The 17653-nt window shown below is 67.4% G+C and carries 10 protein-coding genes; 4 read left to right on the top strand and 6 right to left on the bottom strand.

Annotated elements, in window-relative coordinates; translation table 11 throughout:
- Positions 1 to 2: 2 nt before the first annotated feature.
- Genes HHL11_RS11945 through HHL11_RS11925 form a run of 5 tightly spaced genes read right to left on the bottom strand, consistent with a single transcriptional unit; the run spans position 3 to position 14014 of the window.
- The gene (locus tag HHL11_RS11945; RefSeq protein ID WP_169418591.1) at positions 3 to 413 is read right to left on the bottom strand and encodes a hypothetical protein; all 411 of its coding nucleotides are present in this window, start codon (positions 411 to 413) and stop codon (positions 3 to 5) included.
- Positions 410 to 9943, bottom strand: a complete 9534-nt coding sequence (locus HHL11_RS11940) for an Ig-like domain-containing protein (RefSeq protein WP_169418590.1) — start codon at positions 9941 to 9943, stop codon at positions 410 to 412. The genes HHL11_RS11945 and HHL11_RS11940 overlap by 4 nt, the downstream gene beginning before the upstream one ends.
- Before the next feature lie 16 nt (positions 9944 to 9959).
- Positions 9960 to 11591, bottom strand: coding sequence for a multicopper oxidase domain-containing protein (locus HHL11_RS11935; protein WP_169418589.1), 1632 nt, complete (start codon positions 11589 to 11591; stop codon positions 9960 to 9962).
- A gap of 11 nt (positions 11592 to 11602) precedes the next feature.
- A complete protein-coding gene (locus tag HHL11_RS11930; protein WP_169418588.1) occupies positions 11603 to 13336 on the bottom strand; it encodes a multicopper oxidase domain-containing protein in 1734 nt (577 codons plus the stop codon).
- 27 nt (positions 13337 to 13363) lie between these two features.
- Positions 13364 to 14014, bottom strand: a complete 651-nt coding sequence (locus HHL11_RS11925; RefSeq protein WP_425355194.1) for an SCO family protein — start codon at positions 14012 to 14014, stop codon at positions 13364 to 13366.
- Positions 14015 to 14373: 359 nt separating this feature from the next.
- On the opposite strand from HHL11_RS11925, the gene HHL11_RS11920 reads away from it, so the two are divergent.
- From HHL11_RS11920 to HHL11_RS11905, 4 genes are all read left to right on the top strand, one after another.
- Positions 14374 to 14676, top strand: coding sequence for a hypothetical protein (locus HHL11_RS11920; RefSeq protein ID WP_169418587.1), 303 nt, complete (start codon positions 14374 to 14376; stop codon positions 14674 to 14676).
- A 63-nt stretch (positions 14677 to 14739) separates the two neighbouring features.
- Positions 14740 to 15438 (top strand): C39 family peptidase, encoded by a 699-nt coding sequence (locus HHL11_RS11915; RefSeq protein WP_169418586.1) that lies wholly within the window; start codon positions 14740 to 14742, stop codon positions 15436 to 15438.
- Positions 15425 to 16558: a helix-turn-helix domain-containing protein gene (locus HHL11_RS11910; protein WP_169418585.1), complete on the top strand. Its 1134-nt coding sequence runs from the start codon at positions 15425 to 15427 to the stop codon at positions 16556 to 16558. Before HHL11_RS11915 ends, HHL11_RS11910 begins: the two co-directional genes overlap by 14 nt.
- 160 nt (positions 16559 to 16718) lie before the next feature.
- A complete protein-coding gene (locus HHL11_RS11905) occupies positions 16719 to 16976 on the top strand; it encodes a YkvA family protein (protein ID WP_169418584.1) in 258 nt (85 codons plus the stop codon).
- A gap of 22 nt (positions 16977 to 16998) precedes the next feature.
- Here HHL11_RS11905 and HHL11_RS11900 read toward each other — a convergent pair whose 3' ends face one another.
- Complete coding sequence (locus tag HHL11_RS11900) at positions 16999 to 17640, bottom strand: GAF domain-containing protein (protein ID WP_169418583.1); 642 nt, start codon at positions 17638 to 17640, stop codon at positions 16999 to 17001.
- Positions 17641 to 17653 lie beyond the last annotated feature (13 nt).

Raw genomic sequence — 17653 nt, 5'->3', positions numbered from 1 at the left:
GCTCAGCGCCGGTTCATCTTGTCCACGTAGGTCGCCAGATCGTCATCCGACGTCCCGCCGATCGGGCCGCGCTCCATGCGCGGCTTGAAGTACTTCTGCTTTTGCGCATCGGTCAGCAACGCGCGGATTCCGTCCTCGGTCTGCTCGCTGATCGCCTGGGTGCGTGCGATGCGCAATGCGCCGGGAACCGATTCGTCCTGCCAGGCCCGCACGATCTGTTCGCGCTGGCCTTCGAGCAAGGCCCTGACCTTGAGCTGCTGGGTCGCATCCAGGTCCAGCTCCCGGGCGAGCAGTGCGATGCGCCGGTCGAGCGGCGACACCGCATCCGCGGCGATGGCGGTGTGGGCCGCCGCGGCCACCCCAAGTGCTCCCAGCACCCTGAGCAGCCGCCGCCTGGCAAGAACCCGGATCATGGCGTTGCGAATCCGGTCAGGGTCGCGGCTTGCGGCGAGCCGGTTCCGGTATCCGTGAACGTGATCGTTCCGGTCCTGTTGGTGCCGCGTGCGGAGCCCGTGTTGGTAAACCTCACCGCCACCGTGCACGATGCGCCAGGTGCCAAGGCCACGCCGGTGCAGTTGTCAGGTCCTGCGAGCGTACCGTTGGTGAAGAGGTAAGTCAGCGCCGTACCTCCGGTCGCGGCAACGTTCGTGACGCTGACCTGCGAACCGCCGGCAGCGGCCGTGTTGGCAAACGTCACCGTGCCCGTTCCGGTGTTGACACCGCTAGCCAGCGTGATCGTCGGCGCCGCGATCGTCACCGCCGCGCGATTGGCCACGCTCGCCCCGGTCAGGTTCTCCACCGTCGGCGCGAGCGTCCCGGCCGTCGTCGAAGCCACCGTCAGCGTCCGCGTGTAGCTGGTGCCGCCGGTTCCCGTTCCAGGCGCGAACTGGACCTTCACCGTGCACACGGCTCCGACGGCCAGGGTCGCCCCGCAGTTCGGCGCGCTGGCCGGGAAGGTCCCGGTCGTCACGCGGCTGAACGGCTGCGGCGTGCCGCCACCGAAGGTGTAGGTCAGGTTGGTCAGGCCGTTGCTGCCGGTGTTGGCCACCGTCAGGTTCAACACCGCGCTGGTCGTGCCGGCCGCCCAGTTGCCGAAGGCCAGCGGGTTCGGAGTCAGCGTCACGGCATAGGTCGGCGCACTTGCCACGCGTTCGACCGCGCCGATCGCAATCGCTCCCGACGTCGCACGGCTGTTGCCGAAGAAGTCGTGGTTGTTGCCGGCTTGACCGACACCGCCCCCGATCGCCTGCGAGTTGCCAGGAATCGAATAGGCGCCGGTGTCCAGGGCCGTGCTGGCGACTGCGAGCATCTGCTCGCCGGCGGTAGCCGTCGCCACGCCGGGGCGGGCCAGCGTCAGCGGACCGTAGACCAGGTTCAGCCAGTTATGGCCCTCGTCGACCGTCGCCGTCGGCTGGATGCTGTTGAAGACGAACAGCTGTGACGTGCTGGTGGTCTCCGACGCGCCCACGGGTGCGTTGTAGCCCAGGCAGGTCGCGGCGCCGCTCAGGCTGGTGTTGCCTCCACCCGCGCACAGTTCGGGCGGGACGCGGGCGCCGTTGCAGATCTGCGCGACGACCGGATTGGCCACGCCGACCCGATTGGTGGGACTCGCCTGCACGTCGTTCATGTTGGAGATGTCGCCCGTACCGGTCAGGATCGAGTTGGTGATCACAAGCTTGTTGTTCGTGGGACCGATCAGGCCCGCCTGGACATCGTCGGTCCGCAGGCCGACGTCCCAGTAGGACGCACCGGCCGGACACTGCCCCGACGCGGTCTGTGCCGCCAGCGGCGTGTTGTTGGACGCGGCTCCCGGGGCGATCACCACCAGGTTCTGCTGCGAGATCAGGCCGCTGCCAGGACCCACGATATTCACGTGGAAGGTGCGGTTCTGCCAGAACAGGTCGTTGACCATCGCCGGCCGCGAGAACGTCATGCAGTCGGCATTCACCAGGGTGCTGGCGGTGCCGTTGGCGTAGCCGAAGCCGTTCGGGCAGATCATCTTCTGGCCGGCGATGGACGGCAGCGCCGCGATTGCGCTGACCAGGTTCTGCGTATGCGCCATCGTCACCAGGCCGGAAGGCTGGGGACCGTGCGGGGCGTCCCGGCCCAGGCAGCTCGGATCCTGCGGCAGCGACGGGTCGGTCTGCGAGTTGCAGCCAGGCGGCGGGTTGCTCGCGTTGATCGCGCCGAGCGTCTTGAACAGCACGCCGGCCGAAGCGGTGGTGTCGTTCGAGGCGATCGTGTTGTTGATCATGCTGACCTTCAGCGCATCGCGCATCGACACGCCGCCGCCGTCGTAGCCGGCCACGTTGTTGGCGATGATGTTGTTGGTCACCGTCACGTCGTACCAGAGGTTGGGCCTGGCCTGGAAGGCGATCACTTCGCTGCCGTTGATCTGCTCCAGCGCGATGCCGCCGCCCGTGCCGCTCTCGGCACTGTTGCCGTAGATCAGGTTGGCGTCGATCACCAGGCCCGGGCCGGTGCCGTCACCCAGGCCAGGCGGGCAGTCGGTGTCGGAGGCGCCACCGCACTCGTTGCCGTTCAACGTACGCGGCTCGTTGGCTCCCTGGATCACGATGCCGCCGCCGTTGGTGGGCAGGGTCGGGTTGGTGCTCTGGTTGAACAGGATGGCGTTGTTGGCGATCCTGCCGTTGAAGGTCACGCCCAGCGACTGGATGCCGCCACCGTCGCCCGTGCTCAGGTTGCCGGCGATCCAGTTGTGGTCGATGCTGTAACCATCGCCCCCGGCGCTGACCGTGACGCCGCCCGCGCCGGCGGGGGTGCCCGTCCACAGCGCATCGCCGATGGAGGCGTTGTTCCACAGCATGTTGTGGTGAACGCGCACGTTGGTGTTGAAGCCGAACGGAATCGCCGCGCCGTTGGGGGTGTTGGCCGAGGAGTAGATCGGCGGGCAGAGCGGCGCCGGCGTGAGACCGGTGTTGCAGATGACGCCGTCGTTCAGGTACACGCCCGGCGTTTCGCCGTTGCCGACGTTGACCGCCCCGGCCAGCGTGCCGTGGTTGGCCGAGATGCGGTTGTTCGCCACGTCCAGGCTGTGGTTCCAGCCGTGGATGAAGATGCCGCCGCCGCCCTGCGAGCTGTTGAGGACGGCCAGGCCGTCGATCCGCGACGGATTGCAGCGGTAGTTGCTGGTGCCGTAGTTGCCACCGTTCTTCGCGACGGCACCGGTGTGGACGACGCAGTCGTCGGAGTTGGCTGGCACGTTGCCGAGCGCCGTCGAGCCGTCGGTCAGGTAGATCGAACCGTCGGGGAAGGCGCCGGCCGCGGTCGGATCGTTGCCGAGGAAGAAGGGATCATTGGCAGGGGCGCGCACGCCGCGGCCCACGACCGTGATGCCCGCGCCTTCGTAGGCGCCCAGCAGCGTGGGTTCCTGCAGCACCTGGGCCAGGTTGCCGTTGCCGCTGGCCTGCCAGCCGGTGATCGCCTCGAACGGAATGCGGTCGCCCGTCAGGAACATGTCGTCGGGGCACAGGTACTGGCCGGTCGGGTCGAACTTGCCCGGGTCGTTGCCGATGTTGGGCACGCCGTTCAGGTCGAGACCGAACACGCAGACCATCTGGCGCCGCCATTGGTCCATGTGACCGGCCGGATGCGCGTCGGCATTGATCGTCGCCGCGGCCGCGCCTACGCCTTGCAGGCGAACCGGCTTCCACATGATCAGGTTCTCGCGATAGGTCCCGGGTTGCACCAGGATCAGGTCGCCCGGGCTCGCGCTGTCGATCGCCACCTGGATCGGGCTCTGGTTGACCGCGCCCGGAGTGAGGCTCATGCGGCCGAAGGCGGCGCCGTAGTCCTTGACCGACTTGCCGGACGGCGCGGTGACGGCCGTCTGGGACACGACCCACGGCGCGCTGCCGCCGACGGTGACCGTGATCGCATCGATCGAACGCTTGCCGTTGTCGCCGCGCGTGATCACGAGCTGGCCGCACTGGGCCGCCTGGCCTGGTGGCGTGCCGTGCTGCTGGACCTTGCAGTTGAACGCGTTCGACAGGTTGTTGGGCACCGTGGCCGTGATGGCCGTGTCGCTCCACGCCGTGATCGTCAGGCTCGCCGTCGTCGCTCCGTCGGGCGCGACCAGGACCGCGGTCCCGCTGCTGCCGAAGCCGTAGTGGCGGGTGATGGTCTTCTGGTTGTAGGGCGACGTGCTCGCGTTGGGGCCGGAGAAGTGCGGGTTCTGGATCGTCTTGTCACCCAGGGCGGTGATCCGGATCGCCATCGCGCCCGAATGGACCCAGGGACCCTGGGGTTCGGAAGCGCTGGAGTTCACCACGGTCTTGATCGCCGGCGTCTGGTTCGGGTACTCCGTATCCGGCAGGTTGTAGTTGTCCGCGAACGCCTGGGTCGGAATGACCGGCGTATCCATGTAGGTCATCGTGCCCGGCATGAACGGCTGCTCGTAGCAGAAATTGCTGTAGGCCGGGTTGTAGGACGGGTCGGTCATCGAGACGCCGTTGACCATGATGGGGCCCGGATCGTTCATGCACGCGATCGACATCATCGGCGCGTAGCCGGTCGGGTTCGGCGGGTTCGGCGACCAGGTCGAGAAGTACAGGCCGTTGTAGACGCCCCACTGGTCGGCATAGACGCGGGCCACCTCGTTGCCGTTGAAATCACGCAGGCCGACCGGCAGGTTCGGTGGGCCGAACTTTTCGCCGAACTGCGGCGAGAACGGGTCGAACTCCGACGCGAAGTCGTTCGTGATCAGGCCGGTGAAGTGTCCGGCGATATGGGGGCCGCTGAAAAGGTAGAACTTGGCCGTCACCGATGCTTCGTCGGCGAGCTTGATTTCCTTGCGGTCGCAGAGGCGGCGGATCGCACCGGCGAACGGCGAAGCCTGCTGCGAGCCCGGGAATTCGCTCATGTAGTCAGGCACCTGGCGCTGCGCACCGACGCACGGCCAGAACGCCTCGATGCTGCCGGTGTCGCCTTCGTGGCGCGGGAAGGTCTTGGAACCGAGATCGACAGTCTTGTTGAGGCCGCCGGGACTCGCGGCGTTGAAGGCGGAATTGACCGCCGCCTGGTCGGGCATGATGAAGATGTTGCTGACACCGGCGAACTGCTGGCTCACCGGCGCGACCATCACGTCACCCATCAGGATGTTCTTGTCTTCTTCCTTGACCAGCTGGTAACCCTCAGGAACGATGACTTCGACCACGTACGTGCCGGACGGCAGCATCGGGGTGCCGTCATCGGGGTTGGTGACGCACGACGTGCAGTTCGTCTTCGCCGGCTTGCCGGTCGAGGGATTCATGGCCGTGACGCTCGGGAAGCGGTAATAGCCGTCGTAAGGCGCGGGCTGGGCCTGGTTCAGTTGCGACCACCCGTCGTAGCACTTGAACTGCGCCTGGTAAGCCAGCGCCTTCTTGTTGCCGCTGCCGTCCGGCGTGTCGAGCCACATCTTGCTGTTCTTCAGCGTGGCGAAGAACGGGCTGTCACCGGCTTGCCCCGGGCAGTTCATGTTGGGAACGAAACCGGCGTTCGCGCCCGAGCCCGCAGTCAGCAGCGAGGTGCCGTCGGCGCCGGTGCGGAAGCCCTGCGCCCAGTCGTCCCAGCTCGCGCTCTTCGTCGTGTCGACCAGCTTCAGGGTCTCGTTGCCCTGGGCGTCGACGTCCTTGCGATAGAGGTTGATGGTCGCGTGCGGGATGCCCGGCTCCCAGGACAGCTGCAGCAGCAGCGAGGGGTCGTCGAACGGACGGGTGGACGCATAGATCACCTGGCCCTGGATGCCGCCGTTCTCGGCGGGCGCGGTGCCAGCCGCCTTCTTGAACGGCTTGACGCCGAACTCGATGAAGGTGTTCTGGCCAAGCAGGCCCTGCCAGCCCATCGTGTTGCCGAAGGCCTGGGGCGGGAACAGCGCGCCGGTGGAGCCGCCGTTTCCGGCGTCGCCCGGGAGGCAGTCCGCGGTGTCGCAATACTTCGCGCCCGGCACGCGCAGGTCCGTCGGCAGCTTGACGCGAACGTTGGTGTTCGCCAGGTTGGCCGCGACCGTCGTGCAGCCGGTGTAGCCGGTCGTTGCATCCGGAACCGCCTGCGACGAACAGTCCACCGGACCACCCGCGTCGTAGACGCTGTGCGTCAACGTGGGCTTGAACCGCGTCTGCGTGGTCTCCACGACCAGCCAGTTCATGAGCGGGAAGACTTCGTTCCACGCGGCGTAGCCGTTCAGGTCGGTGTTGTTGAAGAAGCCGATCGAACCATCGCGATAGCGGATGTTGGTGTTGACCAGGGCCAGGCCGGGCTTGGCGTCGCTGGAGACACCGCTGCCGTCCGTGTCGATGTACGTGCGGGTGTAGAGGTTCGAGCGCCACTGCGTCACCGGGAACTTCTTGGCTGTCGTGCCACCGGCGCCGATCTCCACGGTGCCGACCAGGCCGTCCAGCATGATGTCGTTCCACTGGTCGAAGACGGACAGCTTGAACGTTCCAGCGGGCATGCCGGTGAAGGTGGCCGTAGCGTGCGTCTTGCCGTCGGCGTCAGTCGTGAACACGCAGGGCTGGAGGGCGAAATCCTCGGCGTCCGCCACCCCGATCGAGACGTAGCACTGGGTGAAGCTGTAGTGGTCGTAGCTCTCGCTGTCGTACGTCCGCTGGTCGGGCGTGCGGCTCATGTGGTTGTTGGTGACTTCGACGGTCAGCGTGTTGCTGCAGGAAGCAGCGCCGCCCGGATTGAGCGACGACGCGCAGTAGCCAGCCTTGCGCGCATTGATCATCGCCGGGTTGGCGAAGCCGATCGCGACGTGGAAGCCGCCGGGACCGAATTCCTGGAAGTACCCGGGCTCGTTCGGGATGATGAATGCCTCGTGCGGCTTGCCGCCGTCGAGCGTGTTCGTCTGCAGCCATTGCTCGCCCCGCGCGATGCGGTCAGCCGCCGGGAACGCCTGGATCTCGTACAGCCCGGGGTACAGGTTGGCGATCACCGCCTGGCCGGCCAGCGGCGACGGGGTGATGCCGTCGGACTCGTACTTCGGGCAGGTCGGGATCATGCCGACGAGCGTGTCGGTGCGGGCGGTGATGGGGCAGGCGTCGAGGCCGGTCAGCGGATCGATGTAGCCGGCGAGCGAATTGCTCACGGGCATGTTGAATTCGTCGTAGGTGATCTGCCCGGTGGCGTCACCCAGCTGGCCGGCCTGGTCGAACAGCTTGATCTCGAAGCCACCGAGGCCGGCCTCGGTCGGCGCGATGACGTCGACGCCGCCACCGGCATCGTTCTCGCCGTTCAGCGGGTTGTCGTCCTGGAAGACGAAGACGGAAATCTTCGCGGTCGGCAGCGGGATCTGCTGCAGGTTGACGGTGGCCGCCGTCGTGCCCGGGGGCAACTGGACGCCGCCCTGCTCGTGGCCGCAATTGCCGGCGGTGCCGCTGGCCGGGTCGTAGAGCACCCAGTTCGGACCAGTCGCGCTGTTCGGGTCGGTGCTGAAGGCGCCGCAGTCCTTGACCGTGCCGCCGAAGCCGGAGATCGTCGGATTGATCGCGTCGCCCGGCAGGATCGAGAGGAAGTACCGCTTCTTGGGGTCGAGCAGGACGTCGCCCGGGCTGACCGGGGTCTTCTGCGACGCGTCGGTACGGCAGACGCCGTTGCCCACGTCGCATGCCGCAGGGGCGCCTTGCAGCGTCTGGCCCACTTCGCACGACACCGTGCCGACGCAACCGGAGGCGACCACCGGCATGCTGGAGCTGTGGAAGTTGTAGCCGAGGCTCTCGACCGGCAGGGGCGGACAGCTCGAAGGCCGGATCGCGGGGTCCGTCGAATTGACCTGGCACTTGGGGTCGATCCAGAAAGTGCGGTCCTCCTCGATGATCCAGCGGTAGTCGGAGATGGCCCCACCGGTCGGGCCGTCCTTCACGGCCACGGAGAGGCCGCTGCCCTTGACGAAGTTCACGGTGGCGAGGGCAGTGTTCGACGAGGTGCCCTGCGCGTTCTTGACGCTGTAGTTGAAGGTCAGGCTGCAGGGCGCCGCGCAGGACGGCGTCGCGACGAAGGACCCATCGGGGTTCACCGTGACGGTGCCGTTGGTCACGCCGGCCGGCGGGTTCGCGGTGAGCACCAGGCCCGAGGCGTTGGTGACTCCCGACAACAACCCCGGCGGCGCCGATGTGAAGCGCGATGCGATCGCGCTGTTGAACGTGATCGGCCCGGCAACTGGCGCGGCGGCAGCGGCCGCGACCGAGACCGTCACCGTCGAACAGAGATTGGCGTCGCCCGACGGTGCATTGTTGGCGCAGTAGTTGAACGTGACGGGCGCAGCGAGGCTGGCATCGCTCGCGTACGTAAAGGTGCCGTTGGCATTGAGGGTCAGCGTGCCGGTGGCTGGTGCGGCGCCGTCCAGGCGCACGCCATAGACGCCGATGTCGTTGGCCATCAGGCCCTTGCTCGCGTCGCTCACGGTGAGGGTCGCCCCGGGAACGACTTTGTAGGCGTCGGGGTTCGCCTTGGCCAGCACCGCGGAGGCAGCCGAGCCGGTGCCGCTGGTGGCGCCGCCGGCGACGGCGATGTAGGCCTGCATGCCGCCATCGCGCTGGTTGTTGGTCGACAGGCTCAACTGCCGGTCGTAGACGGCGTAGGTTGCCGGTGCATAGGCCGTCGCACCGGATCTTGTCGGCGCGATGATCGCGTCGAAGGTCTTGCCCGGAGGCATCGGGATCGATGCCTGCACGCCCGTGGCCTTCGAGACCTTGTTCCCATCCTCGGCGAGCGGCGTCATGTTGGCGCCGACGACGGCAGGCGCGTGCATGCGCTGGCCGGCGTTGACGATGCGCAGCAGCACGTTGCCGGTGGTCGCCACCGCGCCCGGGCCGGGCAAGGTCGATGCCGCCAGGTTGCCGCGGTCGAATGAGGTTCCGTTGATCAGGTAGTAGCGCGGCGAGTAGTTGACCGCCGGCGGGTAGCAGGCGATCGTTGCGCTCACGGCTCCACTATCGGGATCCTTGCAGTTGCCCGGCCCAGCGTAGTTTGCGCGTTCGTTGAACGTGGGGCTGGCTACCGCGGTGGCTACCGCGGCGTTCTGGTCGGGGTCGATCTCGCTGAAAAGCAGCGGCACGTCGGTGTCGAAGCCCGTGCCGTAGGCGGTGTTCGGCGTAGCTTCGGTGACGACGAGCACACCGTACAGGCCCATGGCATGCTGGATCGAGGGCTGGGTGCCCGAGTGGAGCAGGTAGGTTCCCGGCCGCAGGTTGAGCCACGTGAGGGCGGTATTGGTGGCAGCCGGCGCCACTTCGGTCGCGAACGAGCGGACGCGGTCGGCCTGCGCCGGTGGCTGGAAGGTCGGTTGCTGCGCCAGGGAGACGGCGAGAACCGCACCCGTCCCCGTGCCGCTGGTGACGGCCGCGGACGGCGCGGATGTGTACGCGTCACCGGGGCTGTCGACCTGCACGGCGGTGATGTTGCCGCCCGCGCCGACGCTGGCGACTTCCGCCGTGGCGCCGCTGCCGCCGCCGCCGCTGATGGTGACGACGTCACCGACGTGGTAGCCCGTACCGGCCGTGGAAACAGTGACCGCATCCACTGCACCGAACGTGCCGCCCAGCGATCCCGGCCACGTCGTGCCCTGCGCCGGGTGCGCGGGACTGACCATGCGGGAGGGCGCGTTGCCGAGGCCACCCCCCAGCTGGCCGTCGATGACGATCGAGGTCGGCACCTTCAGGTTGTTGACGAGGGTGATCGTCAGCTGGCCGGCAGGGACGCGTATCAGGGGTGGCGTCCAGCCAGGCCCGGTTCCGTTGATCGCGCCGCACGAGGCGCCCGTCCCCGTCACCGCGCCGCATGCGTACCCCCACATGGGCACGGACTGGCCGTCGGGAAGGACGGCCGTCGCGGACGCGGCGGTCAGTGTGACCGTGCTCTGCGCGATGGCTGCGCCGGCCGCATGCGCGAGGAACATCGCGGCGAGGACGGTGCGAACCAGGCTCATCTTGATCGTAGCCATGTCTTTGTCCCTTTCCTCACTTCGACTCGTCGATGAGGTAGACCCACGGGTCCACCAGCAGCATGGTCATCAACCCACCGGGAAAGATGTTGTTCGTCGTGATCTCTCGCTCGTTATGCGAGTGCCACATGAACGCGAAGCCCGCTTCCGAACTGGGGGAGTTGGCGATGGTCCCGAACGGCGGAATCGGCGTCGGTCCGACCGAGCGCAGGTTCGCATCGGGCCCAAGGTAAGGGCTACCGCTGTACCACGGGCCATTGGTCAGGACGTTCGGGTCCGGCAAGGTGACGGGGCCGCCGCTGCCCACGTTCCCGAACGGCTTGACCTCGAGCGCCTTGCGATGGTCTCCGCACCATTCGTAGAAGTTGTTCGCCGTCGGCGTCTTCGTGAAGAAGCCGTTGGCGTCGCAGTCCGTGGCCGGATTGAAGTCGACATCGCCGCCCGACGCCGCGACACCGACACCATGGCCGTAGATGTCCCAGTTCAGGTTCTTGCCGACGTACTGGAACAAGGCGTCGATCGTCTGGCCGGGGCTCGTCGTGGTCGTGAACAGCAGCGGGCCGGAAAGCTTGCCGTTCGCGTTCAACAGCATCTGGCCGTCGCGCGCGAGGACGCGGACATGGTTCGCGTGCTCGTGGAAGGGATGCTGCAGGCGCCCCTGCCCGATGATCCGCAGCAGCATGACCTCCCCGGGGTGCAGGTGCGGGTTGGCGTTGTACGGCTGGTTCGGATACTGGGGCGTGTAGTTCGGGTCCAGGGTGTCGGGCATGGACCGGCCATTGAGAAGGAAGTAGGCCGGGTGGTAAGGCTCGGTCTCGACGTTCATGCAGCCGGCCGGGCTGTTGCACGCGATCGCCGCCTGCGCGGCCGCCTGCTCGTGGATGCGCGGGTCCATCTCGGAGGTCTGGAACACGTATTCGCGGTCGTAGCAGGCCGAGCCGTGGTCGTATGCGGCGCCTGCGAGGCGGAAGTCGGACGGGCTGCCGGATCCCCGGTCGGCCTGCTGCGCCGCCGTCACCTGGGTGGCGGCGCAGGACACTGACAGGCCGGTGGTGCTTGGCAGGACGATCAGCGCGCCGTACATGCCCATCTCGACCTGCAGGTCGCCCTGCGTGCCGCTGTAGTACGAGTGGGTGCCTTCAGCGTCCGCCTTGAACGTGTAGGTGACTGCGCCTGCGTGAGCCGCTTCCTGGGTCAGCAGGCCCGGCGTGCCGCTGGCCGTTCCGGTGCACGTGCCATCCGGATTCAGCGTCGCCGCGCAGGCCTTGAACCCGGAGAACACGATGGACGTGTTGCCGGCGGCCGCGGGCAGGTTGTTGTGCAGCGTGACCGCGACCGTGTCGCCCTTGTGGACGATGAGGGTCGGGCCCGGGAGCTGCATCTGCCCGCAGAAGCCGGCGATCGCCGCAGGCGCGAAACCGGCCGGCGGGGTGTTGCAGCCATAACCCCAGGTATAGATCGACGCGCCGTCGGGTTGCGTCGTGTAGCCGGCGGAGGCGACGAGGTCGAAGCTCGCCGAGCCGCTGACCGACCCACCCGTGATTCCCGGCGCGGCGGCCTGCGCCGCCCCTGCGACCAGGAGGCTTGCCAGGCCGCCGATGAAACGATGGCGGCGTGCGACGGCAAAGAGCTTGTGGTTGTCTTGCATCGCGGCTCTCCTCAGTTGCACTGCTTCGTGGCGGCATTGACGGTCGTCGGGCAGATGTTCACCTCGGTCATCATTCCGCCGAAGTTCTCGGCGTCGTTCGACAGGTGATCGAGCTCCGCCGCGTACAGGTAGAACTTCTGGCCGGCGACGGCGCCGCTGGCCTCGAGGATCACGTCCACCGACTCCCCGCCACCGAGGTGGATCGAGTTGGAGTAATAGTCGGTGTTGTTGCCGTCGGCGTCGCGCAGGAGGCGCGCGTTGTAGCCGACGACGTGCATCCGCACGCCTAGCGATGCGAGCGTGTGGTACTCGGTGACGTTCAGGTCGCTGAAGCGAAGCAGCGCGCGGCCATCACCGCAGACGTTGCCGCTGCCCTGGTTCAGGCAGGGGATGTTGATGATCGTCGGCAGCGGCTGCGAGAAGCGCTCGACGCCGTCGGACGACTGCGTCTTCATCGGGTCCGGGTTGACCGTGTCCGGGTAGCTGCGTCCATTGAGCAGGAAGTACTTGTCCTTGTTGTCGACGAACGATTCCGGATTGAAGGTCATGCCCACGAAATGGAAGTTCGGGTCGAATCCGTGCAGCTGGATCGGGTACTCGACGTCGTAGGCCGTGCTGCCATCGCCGTCGTTGTAGGCGTACATGCGCCCCGCGGCGCGCGTGGCGCCGTTGTCGGAGCCGGGGCTCTGCGTCGAGCACAGCAGGTCGGTGCCGGCACACTTCGTCGCGACCGCGGTGGGCGCATTGCTGGCCGTCAGCGCCGCATAGAGCGAGGCGTTGGTGGCGACCGTGTTCTGCCTGGGCCGCACGTAGATCTGGCCGACCATCCCCATCTGCAGGTGCTCGGGCGGGGAGATGTGGCAGTGCCAGATGTAGGTGCCGGCCTCCGGCGCCAGGTAGTAGTAGGTGAAGCTGCCGCCGATGTTGATCGCCACCGATGCGTCAGGCACGCCGTCGTAGAACGACGAGGCATTGGGATAGCCGTGGAAGTGCACGGTGTGCTGTTCGAACAGGTCGGGCCGCATGATCATCCCGACGTTGGTCAGGGTCAGGAAGAGTTCGTCCCCCTCCTCGATCGACATCGTCGGTGCCGGCGCGCTGCCATTCAGGACGCCGACGTCCATGACCAGCCGGGGGTCGACGTGCCCGGTGAGCTCCGTGCCGGGCGCGGCCGTGTTGTTGCCGGTGGTCGGATCCTGGTTGTCGACCGCCTGGCTGTCCGGAACCAGGCCGATCGCGCCGTTGAACGCGTAGGCGTAGCTGTCAGGCGCGCCGACCTTGACGGCCTCCAGCACGCCGTCGGCGCCATATCCGGCTGTGTTCGGCACACCTACGTTGCTTTGCAGGAAGTCCTGGGCCGTCGTCGTGCCCGGGAGGCCCTTGACGATGTTGCTCAGGCCGGAAAGCGGCCCGAACGCGAACAGGTAGGTCTGCGTCCCGTCCCCCATCGTCGCGAAGCCGTCGCCACCGGAGATCTGCTGGCACTTGATGTGCGGGTTCGCCATCGAGGGCAAGGGGTTCAGCTTGCCCGAGATGTTCCTGGTCCCGGTGGGGTTGGTCGCCGGGTTGGTGTCGAGCGGCCGGGTGATCGTGTCGTAGTTCGGGTCGCCGCCGGTGTTGGCGGGGTGCAGCGTGGTGCCGGCAGGGCACTGCACGCGGAAGCTTTGGGCCTGCGCGTTGAGCCCAAGGATCGCCAGTGCCAGGACAGGCAGCAGTCGGAGCAGGCGTGACTGATCGCTGAACATGAAGGCTCCTTCTTCGTCGTGGGTCTCTTATCGCGACGCGTGCCGCGTCGGAAGCTCGGCCAGCAACTGGTCGGCGGTGGCGAATCCGTCGATGCGGACCCAGCTGGCGCCGGGCGCTGCGCGAACCAGCATCACGGGGGCGTGGTCCATCTTGTTGCCTCGATAGACGTCGAACGCGCGTTGCACCGTCTGGCTGGCCGCCAGGGTGCCCGTGTAGTGCCGCCACTCCGGCCCCGCCCCGAAGCGCTGCGCGTATTCGCGCAGCTTCGCCGGCGTGTCCTGCTCGGGGTCGATCGAAATCGAGACGATGTGCACCGAGTCCCGGGACGTCCCGAGCTTGCGCTGCAGCTCCGCAAGCGTCTGGCTGGTGAGCGGGCAGACGGTGGTGCAGGTGGTGTAGATGAAGGTCAGCACCACCGGCCTGCCGTCGTTCATTTCGTCCGCCAGGACGACGGGCTTGCCGTCCTCGCGAACGAGCGACACCGCGGGCAGCCGGTAATCGCGCACCGAACGGAGGGTCTCGGGGGTCACGTGGTGATGGGCGTGCGCATGGGCGTCGTCCATGGCCGGTTCGGGCATCGAACCGTGGGCGAGGGCCCCCATGCTCAGGATTGCGGCGCAAAAAGCCACCACCCGCCGGATGACGTGAGCGGCATTCAACGGATGATGGATGCGCATGGACGCCTCGCAAAAAAATTGACGATGGGTCCCGAACGACTTGCAATGCCTGGTGCCTGTGCGAGTCATGGTAAAGAGCCGTCCGTTGGCGGCAATGGACTCGCTTCCTACTTTCAAGGGTGGGGTGACCCTACCGATCCCCCCCTCGCCAGGGTTGCTGAACCCGTTCCTTAAAGTCTCCTTAAGAAATCGGGCACCGGCCCGCATTTCCGGACGCGTATTCCCTCAGGTGCCCGGCGCGCCGTCGGCGAATACTGGCTGCGGGCCCGGCCACATGAGTTGAGAGCGGTCCGTGTGGACAGACCCGGATGTTCTGGCACTTGGTACGAGTTCAATCCAACTTCTCGAAGGAGCTTCCCATGAAGTCCATCCAGTTCGCAGGGGCCATTGCAATCACGGTGCTGGCCTGCACCGCCGCATATGCGGGTGACGAGCAGTCGTTCTCCGCGTTGCAGGGGGTCGAGGCGCAGGCCCTGTCATCGTCCGAGATGAACGCCGTCTACGGCCAGCTGACGATCGACGAGATCAAGGCTGCGGTCATCGCGAAGGTGCAAAACCCGGTGCTCGAGGCCTACCTGCTCGCGCAGATCGACCACCTCGTCGCGACGTATCCCAACGCGGTCGCCCGCGTCCTGGCGTTCCTCACCGCTCGCGGTTACTGAGCGTTGCGGTCCACGCCGTGGAGGAGAGAGCGTGCCGATTTCCGGCGCGCTCTCTCCGGCCCGATGACCAGAGCGCTTGCCCTCCTCCTCGCCGCAAGCGCCCTGCTGCCGCTCCGGTGCGCCGCCCAGGACGCCGGCAACGCACCGGCCCGGCCCTCTTCCCGGGTCGCGTCCGTCCGCGAGCTGCGCGACGCGGGTGTGGTGCGGCAGCGATACGACTATTCCTGTGGCGCCGCCGCCCTGGCGACGCTGCTGACCTACGGACTGTCCGATCCCGTCGACGAGCAGGCCCTCCTCACCGAGCTGCTGGAGATGATCTCCGCCGAAGACCAGACGACGGTGCAGCGCAAGGGACTCTCGCTTCTCGACCTCCAGCATCTCGCTGCCGTCCACCGCCACGCGGCGCAAGGCTTCCGCATTCCGGTGTCGCAGCTGGAAAAGCTGCGCCGGCCGGTGATCGTGTTCGTGCAGTCCCGTGGCTACCCGCACTTCACGGTCCTCAAGGGCGTGCGCGGCGACCGCGCCTGGCTGGCCGATCCGTCGCTGGGCAACGTCCGCATGCCGCTCTATCGCTTCGTCGACATGTGGGCGGATGCGGAGGGCCGCGGCATCGTCTTCGCCGTGGAGCCGAGCATTGGCAGAGCCTGGCCGGAGACGTCCGCTCTGGACGTGCCTGACCGCCCCGTCAACCTGGAGGCGGTCACGGCGCGGCGCCTGTTCGAAACCGCATCACCCTCGCGAGGAGACCATGGCATTCGCTGAAACGCTGCGTTCCGCCACGATCGCGTGTTCCATCACGCTCCTCGTCGGCTGCCTTCCCTCCGGCGCCATGGCCGCGGGAGAATTGCCTGCGCCAGCGGCGAGCTCTTCCCAGCCCGAGGTGCTCACGCTCGATGAAGCGGCGCGCTTCCTGCGCGTGGAGCCGCAGGCGCTCGCCGACCTTGCGAAATCCAGTTCGGTGCCGGCGCGCTCCGTGCAGGGTCAGTGGCGCTTCCTCCGCGCGGCCCTGGCGGACTGGCTTCGAGGCGACCGGTTCGTGGCCGCAGCCACCCCGCCCCAGGCGGCGCGCGCCGCCGCTTCCGCGCCCCAGGCCGTCGGCGAAAAGCCGAACGCGCGCACGGCGGAAGAGACCGCGCTGCGCGACCAGGGCGTCCTCATGCCGGCGGGGCGGACCAGCGTCGAGGCGGGGCTGTCGTATTCACGCTCGGAGCGCCAGAACTTCGGACTGCTGCGCGTCGTGCAGAACACCACGACCGCGAGTTTCACCGCGCGCTACGGGCTGCGTGACGACCTGCAGGTCTCCGCGCGCCTGCCGGCGACCTACCGCCGGATCTCCACCGACGTCGTGCCCGCGTTGGGCAACTCCACGTCGACGAGCGACACCTATGCAGGGGACCTCTCGTCGAGCGTGCTCGGGGTGCTGGCGCGCGAAGGGGTTGGCCGTCCGAACGTCGTGGTGAGCGGCGACGTCGTCGTGCCCACGGGGCCGGGCGACCGGGGCGTCGGCGCGGGCATCGTCCTGAGCAAAAGCTTCGACCCCGTGGTCCTGTTCGGCGGCGCCAACTACATGCGCGGATTCCAGGTGGACGGCGTCGATCCGCGGCGCACGCTGGGCGAGAACAACGTGGGCTTCAACTTCGGCTACGTGTACGCGCTGAACGACTCCGTGGCGCTGAGCGGCACTTTCATCGGCTCGTACAAGACCTATCCACGCAGCTTCGGCACGAGCACCCTCACGCCGAGCCGGGAAAGCTATCAGCTGCAGCTCGGGGCCACCATGCAGGTCGGTCGCGGCGTCTTCGTGGAGCCGGCGATAGGCATCGGCATCGGGGGCGCCTCGCCGGATGTGACGCTGTCCGTCAACGTGCCGTTCGCATTCTGAGCGGGTCGCTCCGCCAGACGTCAGCTGCAGCATGTGGAATAAATGACAGGCGGGCGCTTGCCCGCGAGGCCCAGGCCGCGGCACGCTTGAATTGCGGCGGTCCGCAGGCAAGTATGGCGCCTCACGGTCCGGTGGCGGACCGGTTCCCCGGAATACTGCGATGTTCAAGCGCGTGGCTTTGTTGTTCAACCTGATGCGCGGCGACGCGCGCACGCTCTGGTTCGCGTTGCGCCACCCGGAAGCACCGGCGTGGCTGAAAGTGGGGGTCGCGCTCCTCGTCCTCTACGTCCTTTGGCCCGGCATTCCCGTCATCGGGCTGATCGACGACATGATCGTCGTGCCCTTGGCCATTCGATTCCTGCTGAAGCGGCTTCCCGCGGAAATCGCCGCGCAGGCGGCAGCACGCGCAGGGCGCTGAACGTCTTTCGTGCGGTGCCCGCTCAGGTCGATCGGCCAGCGGAATTGGTCCGCATGTAGGCCATGATGCTTTCGCTGCCCGTGCCGGAACGGCGTCCCGAAGGAGAAAAATCCGCCGTGACCGGCAGCTGCTTCAACTCGTCCTGGTAGACCGACTCCCGCCTGGACCGCTCGACGGCCGCAGCGGCAATCGTGGCCAGATAGCGGAGGGTTTCAGCCTGGGCGCTCGTCGGTGCCGTGGGCACCTCGTGGTACACGGCAAGCGTCCCCAGCACACCGATCTCGGACAGCAGGGGAAACGACCAGCACGCCTGGATGGCATGCGCGTCGGCCAGGCCCGAATAGGGCTGCCAACGGGCATCCAGCCTGATCTCGGGAACGATATCTTCGGCGCCCAGGTACGCCACGCGGCCGCACGCCGGCTGTTCTTCGGCGACCTTGAAGCCCTGGACCGCGTCCACATACCCCTGAGGCAAGCCGCCGTTGACCCCCAGGTTGAGGCAGGCCGCCCCCAGGTCATGCAGGTACAGCGCCGCCCGGCATCCCTCGCTGGTGATCGCCCTCGCCGCACTCACGACCTCCGACAGCACGCGCGCAAGCGGCGCCTCACGCCCCGCGGCTTCCACCAGCTTTGCCGTCTCGCTCCACACCTTCTTCGATTCCATCTTCGCCTCTATG

This window comes from Ramlibacter agri, from assembly GCF_012927085.1.
GTDB classification, from domain to species: Bacteria; Pseudomonadota; Gammaproteobacteria; order Burkholderiales; family Burkholderiaceae_C; genus Ramlibacter; species Ramlibacter agri.
This window is presented reverse-complemented; position numbering and strand designations above follow the sequence as displayed.

Excerpts from the sequence above, each read along its gene's own strand:
- HHL11_RS11910 (WP_169418585.1), top strand. The coding sequence starts at position 15,425 with ATGGCATTCGCTGAAACGCTGCGTTCCGCCACGATCGCGTGTTCCATC.
- HHL11_RS11930 (WP_169418588.1), bottom strand. The coding sequence starts at position 13,336 with ATGTTCAGCGATCAGTCACGCCTGCTCCGACTGCTGCCTGTCCTGGCA.
- HHL11_RS11925 (WP_425355194.1), bottom strand. The coding sequence starts at position 14,014 with ATGCGCATCCATCATCCGTTGAATGCCGCTCACGTCATCCGGCGGGTG.
- HHL11_RS11940 (WP_169418590.1), bottom strand. The coding sequence starts at position 9,943 with ATGGCTACGATCAAGATGAGCCTGGTTCGCACCGTCCTCGCCGCGATG.
- HHL11_RS11945 (WP_169418591.1), bottom strand. The coding sequence starts at position 413 with ATGATCCGGGTTCTTGCCAGGCGGCGGCTGCTCAGGGTGCTGGGAGCA.
- HHL11_RS11915 (WP_169418586.1), top strand. The coding sequence starts at position 14,740 with ATGACCAGAGCGCTTGCCCTCCTCCTCGCCGCAAGCGCCCTGCTGCCG.
- HHL11_RS11935 (WP_169418589.1), bottom strand. The coding sequence starts at position 11,591 with ATGCAAGACAACCACAAGCTCTTTGCCGTCGCACGCCGCCATCGTTTC.
- HHL11_RS11920 (WP_169418587.1), top strand. The coding sequence starts at position 14,374 with ATGAAGTCCATCCAGTTCGCAGGGGCCATTGCAATCACGGTGCTGGCC.
- HHL11_RS11905 (WP_169418584.1), top strand. The coding sequence starts at position 16,719 with ATGTTCAAGCGCGTGGCTTTGTTGTTCAACCTGATGCGCGGCGACGCG.
- HHL11_RS11900 (WP_169418583.1), bottom strand. The coding sequence starts at position 17,640 with ATGGAATCGAAGAAGGTGTGGAGCGAGACGGCAAAGCTGGTGGAAGCC.